General features: G+C 67.1%; 10 protein-coding genes. 3 read left to right on the plus strand and 7 right to left on the minus strand.

Going from position 1 to position 10,822, the window contains the following annotated elements:
* Positions 1-32 precede the first annotated feature (32 nt).
* Both accD and CRJ03_RS01560 read left to right on the plus strand, forming a co-directional pair.
* On the plus strand, positions 33-959 hold the full coding sequence (accD, locus tag CRJ03_RS01555; RefSeq protein ID WP_104017167.1) for an acetyl-CoA carboxylase, carboxyltransferase subunit beta: 927 nt from the start codon (positions 33-35) through the stop codon (positions 957-959).
* Positions 956-2,230 carry a bifunctional folylpolyglutamate synthase/dihydrofolate synthase gene (locus tag CRJ03_RS01560; RefSeq protein WP_104017168.1) on the plus strand — a complete coding sequence of 425 codons (1,275 nt, stop codon included), beginning with the start codon at positions 956-958 and terminating at the stop codon, positions 2,228-2,230. Before accD ends, CRJ03_RS01560 begins: the two co-directional genes overlap by 4 nt.
* 16 nt (positions 2,231-2,246) lie before the next feature.
* On the opposite strand, the gene nusB is transcribed toward CRJ03_RS01560, so the two are convergent.
* The 3 genes from nusB to ribB are packed head-to-tail and all read right to left on the minus strand — an operon-like array spanning position 2,247 to position 4,424.
* On the minus strand, positions 2,247-2,729 hold the full coding sequence (gene nusB / locus CRJ03_RS01565) for a transcription antitermination factor NusB (protein ID WP_104017169.1): 483 nt from the start codon (positions 2,727-2,729) through the stop codon (positions 2,247-2,249).
* Positions 2,726-3,271 carry a 6,7-dimethyl-8-ribityllumazine synthase gene (locus tag CRJ03_RS01570; protein WP_104017170.1) on the minus strand — a complete coding sequence of 182 codons (546 nt, stop codon included), beginning with the start codon at positions 3,269-3,271 and terminating at the stop codon, positions 2,726-2,728. Before CRJ03_RS01570 ends, nusB begins: the two co-directional genes overlap by 4 nt.
* 4 nt (positions 3,272-3,275) lie before the next feature.
* The gene (gene ribB / locus CRJ03_RS01575; RefSeq protein ID WP_104017171.1) at positions 3,276-4,424 is read right to left on the minus strand and encodes a 3,4-dihydroxy-2-butanone-4-phosphate synthase; all 1,149 of its coding nucleotides are present in this window, start codon (positions 4,422-4,424) and stop codon (positions 3,276-3,278) included.
* A gap of 525 nt (positions 4,425-4,949) precedes the next feature.
* Between ribB and glyA the strand changes: the two genes are divergently transcribed.
* Complete coding sequence (gene glyA / locus CRJ03_RS01580; RefSeq protein ID WP_104017172.1) at positions 4,950-6,266, plus strand: serine hydroxymethyltransferase; 1,317 nt, start codon at positions 4,950-4,952, stop codon at positions 6,264-6,266.
* A gap of 63 nt (positions 6,267-6,329) precedes the next feature.
* On the opposite strand, the gene CRJ03_RS01585 is transcribed toward glyA, so the two are convergent.
* From CRJ03_RS01585 to CRJ03_RS01600, 4 genes are read right to left on the minus strand one after another with little or no spacing between them, the layout of a single operon-like run.
* Entirely contained in the window at positions 6,330-7,826 is a 1,497-nt protein-coding gene (locus CRJ03_RS01585; RefSeq protein ID WP_104017173.1) for a phosphomannomutase/phosphoglucomutase, read from the minus strand.
* Positions 7,827-7,845: 19 nt separating this feature from the next.
* Positions 7,846-8,679 (minus strand): 3-deoxy-8-phosphooctulonate synthase, encoded by an 834-nt coding sequence (gene kdsA, locus CRJ03_RS01590; protein ID WP_104017174.1) that lies wholly within the window; start codon positions 8,677-8,679, stop codon positions 7,846-7,848.
* Position 8,680: 1 nt separating this feature from the next.
* Positions 8,681-9,880 carry a KpsE/RkpR family capsule polysaccharide export protein gene (locus CRJ03_RS01595; RefSeq protein WP_338066324.1) on the minus strand — a complete coding sequence of 400 codons (1,200 nt, stop codon included), beginning with the start codon at positions 9,878-9,880 and terminating at the stop codon, positions 8,681-8,683.
* Between the two features lie 36 nt (positions 9,881-9,916).
* Positions 9,917-10,741 (minus strand): IS5 family transposase, encoded by an 825-nt coding sequence (locus tag CRJ03_RS01600; protein WP_104017135.1) that lies wholly within the window; start codon positions 10,739-10,741, stop codon positions 9,917-9,919.
* Between the last annotated feature and the right edge of the window lie 81 nt (positions 10,742-10,822).

Below are 10,822 nucleotides of genomic sequence, written 5' to 3' on the forward strand. Positions count from 1 at the left end.
AGGGCAGGATCAGCGACAGGACCCGGCCCGCGATGAACTGGATCACCAATTACGTGCGCCCGCGCATCAACTCGATCTTCTCGCGCCGCGAGATGCCCGAGAACCTGTGGACGAAATGCGACGAGTGCGGAACGATGCTGTTTCACCGCGAATTGGCGGGCAATCTCAACGTCTGCACCAGTTGCGGCCACCACATGGGGATCACGCCGCGCGCGCGCTTTGCCGCGCTGTTCGACGGGGGCGTGTTCACCGAGGTTGCGGTGCCCGCGCCCACGCCCGACCCGCTGCAATTCCGCGACCAGAAGAAATACCCCGACCGGCTGCGCGCCGCGCAAAAGGCCACCGGCGAGAAGGAGGCGATGCTCGTCGCCACCGGAGAGATCGGCCGCACGCCGATCGTCGCGGCGGCGCAGGACTTCAGCTTCATGGCCGGGTCGATGGGCATGTATGTGGGCAACGCGATCATCGCCGCCGCCGAGCAGGCGGTGCAGCTCAAGCGCCCGCTGATCCTGTTTTCCGCGGCGGGCGGCGCGCGAATGCAGGAGGGCATCCTGTCGCTCATGCAGATGCCGCGCACCACCGTGGCGGTGCAGATGCTGCGCGAGGCCGGGCTGCCCTACATCGTGGTGCTGACCCATCCCACCACCGGCGGCGTCACCGCCTCCTACGCCATGCTGGGCGATGTGCACATCGCCGAGCCGAACGCGCTGATCTGTTTCGCCGGGCCGCGGGTGATCGAACAGACCATCCGGGAGAAGCTGCCCGAGGGCTTTCAGCGCGCCGAATACCTGCTTGAACACGGGATGCTCGACCGGGTGACGCCGCGCACCGAGTTGCGCGATGACCTGATCACCATCACCCGCATGCTGATGGGCCTGCCGCCCGCGGTGAAGGCAGACCTGCCCGCACCCGCGCCGCTCGCCATCGAGGCACAGGCCACGGACGACGCGGAAAAATGAGCGCGGCCACATCGGACCTCATCCTGTCGCGGATGATGGCGCTGCACCCCAAGATCATCGACCTGACGCTTGACCGCGTGTGGCGGCTTCTTGATGCGCTGGGCAATCCGCAGGATCGGCTGCCGCCGGTGATCCACATCGCGGGCACCAACGGCAAGGGCTCGACGCTCGCCATGATCCGGGCAGGGATCGAGGCGGCGGGAAAGACCTGCCACGCCTATACCTCGCCGCATCTCGCGCGCTTTCATGAACGCATCCGGCTGGCCGGGGATCTGATCGCCGAGGATCACCTGACGGCGGTGCTCGACGAATGCGAGGCCGCTAATGGCGGCGTGCCGATCACATATTTCGAGATCACCACCTGTGCAGCCCTCCTCGCCATGTCGCGGGTCGAGGCGGATTACACGCTGTTGGAGGTGGGGCTCGGCGGACGGCTCGATGCGACCAACGTGATCGCACGGCCCGCGCTCACGGTCATCACCCCGGTGTCGATGGATCACGAAGGCTTCCTCGGCGACACGCTGGCCGCGATCGCGGGCGAGAAGGCGGGGATTATCAAGCGCCTCGTGCCGTGCGTCGTCGGCCCGCAGGACGACGCGGCGATGGACGTGATCGAGGCGCGCGCCGCGCGGCTGGGCGCGCCGCTGCTGGCCCATGGCCAGCACTGGCATGTGCTGCAGGAGCGCGGGCGGCTCGTCTACCAGGACGAGCACGGCCTGTGCGACCTGCCGCTGCCGAACCTGCCCGGCGCACACCAGGTGGAGAATGCGGGTATCGCGCTGTCCTCACTGCGGGCGCTGGGGCTGGGCGAGGCGGCGCTGGAAGGCGCGGTCACGCGGGCCGAGTGGCCCGCGCGGATGCAGCAGCTGGCATGGGGTCCGCTGGTGGACGCGGCGGGCGATGCGGAGCTTTGGCTCGACGGCGGGCACAACCCCGCCGCCGGGCACGCACTGGCGCGGCACCTCGCGGGCCTTGCCCCCCGACCCACCTACCTCGTCTGCGGGATGCTCAACACCAAGGATGTCTCGGGCTACCTCGCGCCGCTGGCGCGGGTGGCGCAGGGCCTGACCGCCGTGTCCATTCCCGGCGAGGCCAACACCCTGCCCGCCGATGCCACGGCGCAGGCCGCGCGCGGCGTCGGGATGGACGCGGGGATGGCCGAAAGCGCGCTGGCGGCGGTGGAAGATATCGTCGCCCGGGTGCCACGCGCGCGCATCCTGATCTGCGGCTCGCTCTACCTCGCGGGCGGCATCCTGCGCGAAAACGGCTGACCGGGCGGTCAGCGCCTCAGAACGCCTCGGGCCGCGCCTCGCGCGCCATGTGGTCGAGCACGGCATTGACGAACTTCGGCTCGCGCCCCTCGGGATAGAACGCCTTGGCCACCTCGACATATTCCATGATGACCACCTTGGGCGGCGTGCCCTTCTGGCCCATCTCGGCCCCCGCGGCGCGAAACAGCGCGCGCAGAACCGGGTCGATCCGCGCGATTGGCCATTTCGCCACCAGCGCGCGATCGGTCATCTGGTCGATCTTGCCCTGCCAGTTCACCGCCTCGTCGAGGATCAGCCCGAATAGCCCGGCATCGCCCTCGGCCATCTCCACGCCCTCGTCGATCTCGGCACCGAAACGATGCTCGAGAAACTCGCGCCGCACCGCGTCGCTGCCCTGTCCAGATTGCTCCATCTGGTAGAGCGCCTGCACGGCATAGAGCCGAGCCGCGGATTTCATGCTGTGTCTGCCCGGCCGTGCCGGGGCGCTGTCGTCGCTCATGCCTTGGGGTCGTCCTTCGTCTCGCCTGCGATCCGGTATTCGTCCGACGCGGGCTTGAATCCCACGCCCTTGCGCGGGCCGCCCCATTTACGGGCCAGCGCCACCAGATGCAAGGCCGCCGCCGCGGCGCCCGCGCCCTTGTTCATCTCGCCCGGATCGGCGCGCACCTCTGCCTGCGCGCGGTTCTCCACCGTCAGGATACCGTTGCCGATGCACAAGCCCTGCAACCCCAACAGCATCAGCCCGCGCGAGCTGTCATTGCACACCGTCTCGTAATGCGTGGTCTCGCCCCGGATCACGCAGCCCAACGCCACGTAGCCGTCAAAGTTGGACATCCGCTCGGCAATCCCGATGGCCGTCGGCAGCTCCAGCGCGCCGGGCACCTCGGCGATCTCGTGGGTCGCGCCCGCGGCCTCGATCTCGGCAACCGCGCCCTTGATGAGGTTGTCGGCGATGTCGCGGTAGAACGGCGCCACCACGATGAGCAGCTTCACCGGCGCGTCGAATTCGGCGCGCGGCATGGTGTATTCGTGCTCGGCCATGTCCTCACTCCTCGCTCAGCGGGTGCGTGCCCTCGATGGTGATGCCATAGGCATCGAGCCCCAGATAGCGCGTATCGGGGCTGTCGGTCAGCAGCACCAGCCGGTGAATCCCCAGCACCGCCATGATCTGCGCGCCAAGCCCGGTATGCTTGATCGTGCGCGGAGCATCCTCGTCGGCCATCTCGCCCGCCAGCTTGGGCCGGGGTTGCCGGAACAGGAATACCGCGCCGCGCCCCTCGCGGGCGATGATCTCCATCGCGCGCGGCAGCTTGCCCGCCGGGCCGTGGCCCGCCTGCGCGCCGATGCCCAGCACGTCCTCCAGCGCGTTGAGCGCGTGCGCCCGCGTCAGCACGGGTTCGCCGTCGGTCACGTTGCCCTTGGTCAGCACGACATGCTCGGTCCCGGTGATCTGGTCGGCGAAGATGCGCATGTCCCATTCGCCGCCGTGGCACGAGGTGACGCGCTCGCGCCCGGTTTCGATCACCAGGTTGTCGTGGCGGTGGCGATAGGCGATCAGATCCGAGATGGTGCCGATCTTGAGGCCATGCTCGGTGGCGAACTCGATCAGGTCGGGCAGCCGCGCCATGCTGCCATCCTCCTTCATGATCTCGCAGATCACGCCTGCCGGATTCAGCCCCGCCAGCCGCGCGATATCCACCGCCGCCTCGGTGTGGCCTGCGCGCACCAGCACCCCGCCGCGCCGCGCGCGCAGCGGGAAAACATGCCCCGGCGTGGCGATATGGGCGTGCGTGTTCTGCTCGTTGATCGCGGTGGCGATGGTCAGCGCCCGGTCTTGGGCGGAAATGCCGGTGCTCACGCCCTCGCGCGCCTCGATCGAGACGGTGAACGCGGTCTCGTGGCGCGAAGAGTTGTTCACCGCCATCATCGGCAGACCCAGCCGGTCGATCCGCTCCGGTGTCATCGGCAGGCAAATGAGGCCGCGCCCGTGGGTGGCCATGAAATTCACCGCCTCCGGCGTGGTGAATTCGGCGGCGATCACCAGGTCGCCCTCGTTCTCGCGGTCCTCGTGATCGACGAGGATCACCATCCGCCCCGCGGCGATCTCGGCGATGATCTCCTCGGTCGGAGAGATCGCGTGGCTCAGATCGGATTCCACCGGCCCCGGCGTCTCGAATGCGGCTCTCTCAGACATCGCGCGCCCCCTTGTCTCAACCCGTGCCAGATAACGCAGCGGCACGGGAATGGCCAGTACGGTTTGGCGTCTCCCCGGCACGAAACGCCGGGACATCGGGATGGGGCCGCGCCTGCCTCTGCTGCATCCCTGATCGCCCGGATCAGGGCCCGGGAACGGCTCCGCGGGACGAAGCCGCCTGTGGCCGAACGCGCCGTGAAGGTTGCGATTGGCCTGGAGCCGGACGGTTCGGTCTTGGCCCCGGCGCGGAATCGAGGGCGAAGCCCGCCGCGCCATCGCCAGGCCGCCCCCCGGACTGGCGATTTGTTTAAGCTCGCGCACCGATTACAGGTTTTTCGGATTCGGCAGGCATAAAGCGCCCTGAAATTCCGGCGGATCGCCAGCCCGCGGCCTGTCGATGGCGCGGCTCACGGCAACGACCGCCCAAGGCCAGAACCGGCACCCATGCCCATCCCTGCCATTTCCGGTTTGCGCCCGCCGCGCATCGCGCGCAGAGTATCGCCCGACCACCAAAGGAGACGCCCCATGCCCCTTGCCCGCCGCGACTGGGTGCCCGGCCCTTGCGAGGACCTTGTCCAGACCATCGCCACCCGCACCGCCGCGCAGGACGCGGACACCATCGCCACCCGCATCGAGGCGCTGGCCGTGGAGAACCGTCGCATCCACGATGACGAGTGCTTCAACCTCAATCCCGCCACCAACGTGATGAACCCCCGCGCCGAGGCGCTCCTTGCCTCGGGGCTCGGCTCGCGCCCCTCGCTGGGCTACCCCGGCGACAAGTACGAGACCGGGCTGGAGGCGATCGAAGAGATCGAGGTGATCGCGGCCGGGCTCGCGGCGCAGGTTTTCGGCGCGCGCTACGCCGAGATCCGCACCCCCTCCGGCGCCATCGCCAACCTCATGGGATTCATGGCCACCTGCCAGCCAGGCGACACGATCATCGCGCCCCCCGCCGCCATCGGCGGGCATGTCACCCACCACGGGCCGGGCTGTGCCGGGCTCTATGGCTTGCGCATCATCGAGGCCCCGGTGGCGACGGACGGCTATACCGTGGACGTGGACGCCCTGCGCGCCCTTGCCCACGAGACGCGGCCCCGGCTCATCACGCTGGGGGCCTCGCTCAACCTGGCGGAACACCCGGTTGCCGAGGTGCGCGGCATCGCCGACGAGGTCGGCGCGCATCTTCTCTTCGACGCCGCGCATCAATGCGGCATCATCGCCGGGGGCGCGTGGAAGAACCCCTTGGCCGAGGGCGCGCACCTGATGACGATGAGCACCTACAAGAGCCTCGGCGGCCCGGCGGGCGGCCTCATCGTCACCAACGACGCGGGTCTTGCCGAGCGGCTCGACGCCATCGCCTTTCCCGGCCTCACCGCCAATTTCGACGCTGCCAAATCCGCCGCGCTCGCCATCACGCTGTGCGACTGGAAAACCCACGGCCACGCCTACGCCGCGCAGATGGTCGCCGTGGCCCAGGCCCTGGCCGACGCGATGGAGGCCGAGGGGCTGCCGGTGTTCAAGACCCGGGGCGTGGCCACCCGCTCGCACCAGTTCGCGCTCGAGGCCGCCGCGTTCGGCGGCGGGCAGGCGGCGGCGCGGCACCTGCGGCAGGCCGGTTTTCTCGCCTGTGGCATCGGTCTGCCCGTAGCCGCGGTATCGGGCGACATGAACGGCCTGCGCATCGGCACGCCCGAGCTTGTCCGTCGCGGGGTGACACCCGATCATGCCCCGCTTATGGCCCGGTTAATCGCCCGCGCGCTGCGCAGCCCCGAACCTGCAGGTTCGCGCGCCGAAACGACAGGTTGGCGGCGGGAATTCGACCAGGTGCATTACGTGAACTAGATGGCCTGCACCTGGTCCGGCACCGAGGATCTGGTGCACGCCCCGACGGTCCGCAGGGCTGTTTCAGATCGTCTGGTCGTAGGCGCCGACACCCGGCTCGGTGCGGATCACCGCGTCGATATCGGCAAAGATCGCGCGCATCTCGGCCTCGCTCTCGCCGCTCTCGCAGACCACCACGAGGTTGGGTGTGTTGCTTGAGGCCCGCACCAACCCCCATGAGCCGTTGTCGAGGATGACCCGCGCGCCGTTGACGGTGACCACCTCCGCGATGGGGCGCCCGGCCACGGTCTCGCCCGCCTCCTGCATCGCCACGAGCCGCGCGACTATCCTCTTGAGAACGCTATATTTTTCTGTATCGGCGCAATATGGCGACATGGTAGGGGTGGACCATGTCTGCGGCAGCGCGCGGCGCTGGTCCGACATGGACATGGACGGATTGCGGTCCATCAGCTTGCAGATTTCCACCGCCGCGCGCAGCCCGCAATCGTAGCCGCGCCCCACCGGCTCGGCGAAGAAGTAGTGCCCTGATTTCTCGAACCCTGCCAGCGCGCCGAGCTGCTTGACGCGCCGTTTCATGTGGCTGTGGCCGGTTTTCCAGTAATCGGCCTTGGCGCCGTTCCGGCGCAGGACCGGGTCCGAGGCGAAGAGCCCGGTGCTTTTCACGTCCGCGACAAAGATGGCGTTGGGGTAGAGCGCGCTGAGGTCCCGCGCCAAGATGACCCCCACCTTGTCGGCAAAGATCTCCTCGCCTTCGTCATCCACCACGCCGCAACGGTCCCCGTCGCCGTCGAAGCCGAGCGCGAAATCGGCGTCGGTGGCGCGCACGGTCGCGGCCATGTCGTGGAGCATCTCCATCGCCTCGGGGTTGGGGTTGTAGTGGGGGAAGGTGTAATCGAGCCGGTTGTGCGAGGGGATCACCTCGACCCCGATGCGCTCGAACAACTCCGGCGCAAAGGCCGAGGCCGTGCCGTTGCCGGTGGCGCAGACGACGCGCAGCTTGCGGGTCATGCGGAAATCGCCCGCAAGATCATCGAGATAGGCTTCGCGCACGCCATCGACGAATTCGTAGCCGCCGCCCTCATGGGGCTGCCCGCGTCCCTCCAGCACGATATCGCGTAATTCCGCCATCTCGTCTGGGCCATGCGTCAGGGGCCGCTCAAACCCCATCTTGACGCCGGTCCAGCCATTGGGATTGTGGCTGGCGGTGACCATCGCCACCGCTGGAGCATCGAGGTGGAACTGCGCGAAATAGGCCATCGGCGACAGGCACGGGCCGATATCCTTCACGTGGATGCCCGCCTGCATCAGCCCGAGGATCAGCGCATTCTTGATGGCGAGCGAGTAGTCCCGGTAATCGTTGCCGACCGCGATCACCGGGTCGATCCCGTGCGCGCGTATCTGCGTACCGAGGCCGAGGCCGAGCGCGGTGATGCCGGGCAGGTTGATCTCGTCGGGATATTTCCAGCGCGCGTCGTATTCTCGGAAACCCGTGGGCGCGATCATCGGGTCGCGGAGAAACTCCCACGTGTTGGGGGTGACGGTGGGCAAGGGTCTGGTCATGAAAGGAACTCGTCTGCGGTCAGAGGGTGATCGGATGGGCCTTGGCCAGCCGGTCGAAGGCCATCAGCGTGTCGATCAGGCCGGGCATTTCGGAGAGCGGGATCATGTTGGGCCCATCCGAGGGGGCGGTGTCGGGCGCCTCGTGGGTCTCGATGAACACCCCCGCCACGCCGAGCGCCACGGCCGCGCGGGCCATGACGGGGGCGAATTCGCGCTGCCCGCCGCTGCTGCCGCCCTGCCCGCCGGGCTGCTGTACCGAATGGGTGGCGTCCATCACCACCGGGTAGCCGGTGCGCGCCATCTGCGGCAGGCTGCGCATGTCGGCGATCAGCGTGTTGTAGCCGAACGAGGTGCCGCGCTCGGTCAGCAGGATGCGGCGGTTGCCGGTCGATTCGATCTTGGCCACCACGTTGGGCATGTCCCAGGGCGCCAGGAACTGGCCCTTCTTGACGTTGATCGCTGCCCCGGTCTCGCCCGCCGCGAGCAGAAGGTCGGTCTGACGGCAGAGGAAGGCGGGGATTTGAAGGACGTCGACCACCTCGGCCACGGTCGCGCATTGATCGGGCAGGTGTACATCCGTCAGCACCGGAACGCCGAGCGTGTCCCGCACCGATTGCAGCACCTTCAGACCCTCGTCGAGACCGAGCCCGCGCCGCCCCGTGAGCGAGGTGCGGTTGGCCTTGTCAAAGCTGCCCTTGAAGATCAGCCCGGCGCCTGCGGCGTGGCACGCCTCTTGCAGACTGCCCGCGATCATCTGGGCGTGATCGGCGGATTCGAGCTGGCACGGACCGGCGATGAGCGTGAGCGCCCGGTCGTTGCCGAGCGTCTGGCCGTTCAGGTCGACATGTTGCATATCAGGAAGACACCTGTTCGCGCAGAATGGACGCCGTAAGCGAGATCATCAGGTAGATACCAGAAAAGATCAGGAAGGCCAGAACGGTGTTCTCGAACACCTTGGGATAGGCGGCTTCCTGCGGGACGACGGGGCGCGCGCTGACGGTGAGGTAGCGCACCTGCTTGTTGGCCTCGATCTCGGACATGCGCATGGTTTCGAGCGCGGATTGCAGCACGAGGTCGGCGGTGGCGAGATCGGCCTGCGCCATCTGGATCGCCGCGGTCTTGGAGGCGAGCGATCTTTCGCCCGAGGCTGCATCGGTCAGGCGGCGCTTCTGGCGTTCAAGCTCGGCGCGCAATACGTTGATCTCGCTCTCGAGCGCCTCGACCTTGGCGGTGTTGGGGCGCGGGTTGTTGTTCTGCACGCTGAGCGCGAGCTCTTTCTCCTGGAGTTGCAGCTCGACGGTGTTGATGAGGCTGCGGATGCTGGCGATCTCGCCCTCGGGATCGAGGATGCTGCCTTCCTGCAGCGCGACGAGACGTTCCTGCGCCGCGCGTCGGTCAGCCTTGGCCTGTTCGAGGCTCTCGGCGGCGGTCTTCACCGCGTCGTTGCGCTTGTCGCGGCTAAGCTCGTCCACACGCTCCTCGGCATAGGCGATGAGCTGCTGGTTGAAGCGCACGCTCGTCTCGGGGTCGGCGGCGATCACCTCCATGCGCATCACGCCTTCCGTGGGATCGTAGCCGATCTTCACATGGTTGCGGAACAGGCTGTAGAGGTCCTCGGTACTGGCATCCGGGTCAAGCCGCTGGATCGGGTCGATCCACGGCTGGCTGAAATGCGCGCGATAGTCCTGTTCGCGGTCGAGGCGCAGCATCGCATCCTTGGATTCTAGGTATTCTTGCGTGGCGATAGCGTCCTGTCCGGTGGCAAACTGGCCGGGCAGGAGGCCGCCAAGCCCGCCCTTGCCGCCGCCGCTGCCATCGGCCGACAGGATCAGGAAGGCCGAGTTGGACGAATACATTGGCGTCGCCATCACGGCGAAGTAATAGCCCGCGAGGAAGGTGGGCAGGATGACAAAGGCCGCGAGCCGCGAGAACAGCAACAGCATCTTGCGACGCCGACGCTTGACGATGTCACGCTGGATGCCGACGATCTCGGCGGCGCGGCGGTCTGCGGGGTTGGTTTCGGTCGAGGGCAGATTATGGCCCGGCGCGGGCACCGTCTGAGAGTCTGATTCAAAACTATCTGAGCATTATTAATCCCTTGCGAGATGGCGTGTGACGCGTCGAATGTGGGCGATTGTGATCCACGCCTCTGCGCTGGCGATGGATTTCTCCCAATCCTTTGACAGGCGGCGGCATCGGCCCAGCCAGGCAAGGGTGCGCTCGACCACCCATCGGTGTGGCAGAACCTCGAACCCGTCGGCGGTGTCGGAGCGTTTGACGATCTGGACGCTCCAACGTCCGATGGCTTTCAGCGCATCGCGCAGTTTGGGTCCTGCATAACCGCCATCCGCAAAGACATGGCGCAGCATGGGGTAGCGCGATGCAACGGCTCTCAACAAATCCGGCGCGCCGTCACGATCCTGAATCCCGGCGCTGTGGACCTCAAGCCCGACGAGCAATCCGGTCGTGTCAGTGACGATATGGCGCTTGCGCCCCTTGATCCGCTTTCCGGCATCATATCCGCTAACCCCACCGCTTTCCGTGGTTTTTATGCTCTGGCTATCGATAATCCCCGCCGTCGGCTGGGCTTTGCGGCCCTCCGCCAGCCGCGCGGCTTCAACCAGCTTGCAGTTCATCTCATCGAGAAAACCGTCATTGCGCCAAGCATAGAAATAGCCCCGCACCGTCGAAACCGGCGGAAAGTCATTCGGCAGCATCCGCCACTGGCACCCGGTCGTCGCCATGTAGAGGATCGCGTCGAACACGTCGCGCAAGCTTGTCGTGCGGGGTCTGCCCGTGATCTTGGGTGCGGGCATGAAAGGCGCGATCAGTGCCCATTCGGGGTCTGTCAGATCGCTTGCGTATTTGCCACCCGCTCGGGCATGCTGGCGGCGAGTGAGTTCGGTCCAGGCCATCGTGATCTCCGTTCAGCTTTGCAACCGAACAGAAGCACAACCTGCTGAACTCACTCAATTAGTTTCAAATCGGGCTCTGAG

Origin of the sequence: Roseovarius nitratireducens, from assembly GCF_002925845.1 — a bacterium.
GTDB lineage: Bacteria > Pseudomonadota > Alphaproteobacteria > Rhodobacterales > Rhodobacteraceae > Roseovarius > Roseovarius nitratireducens.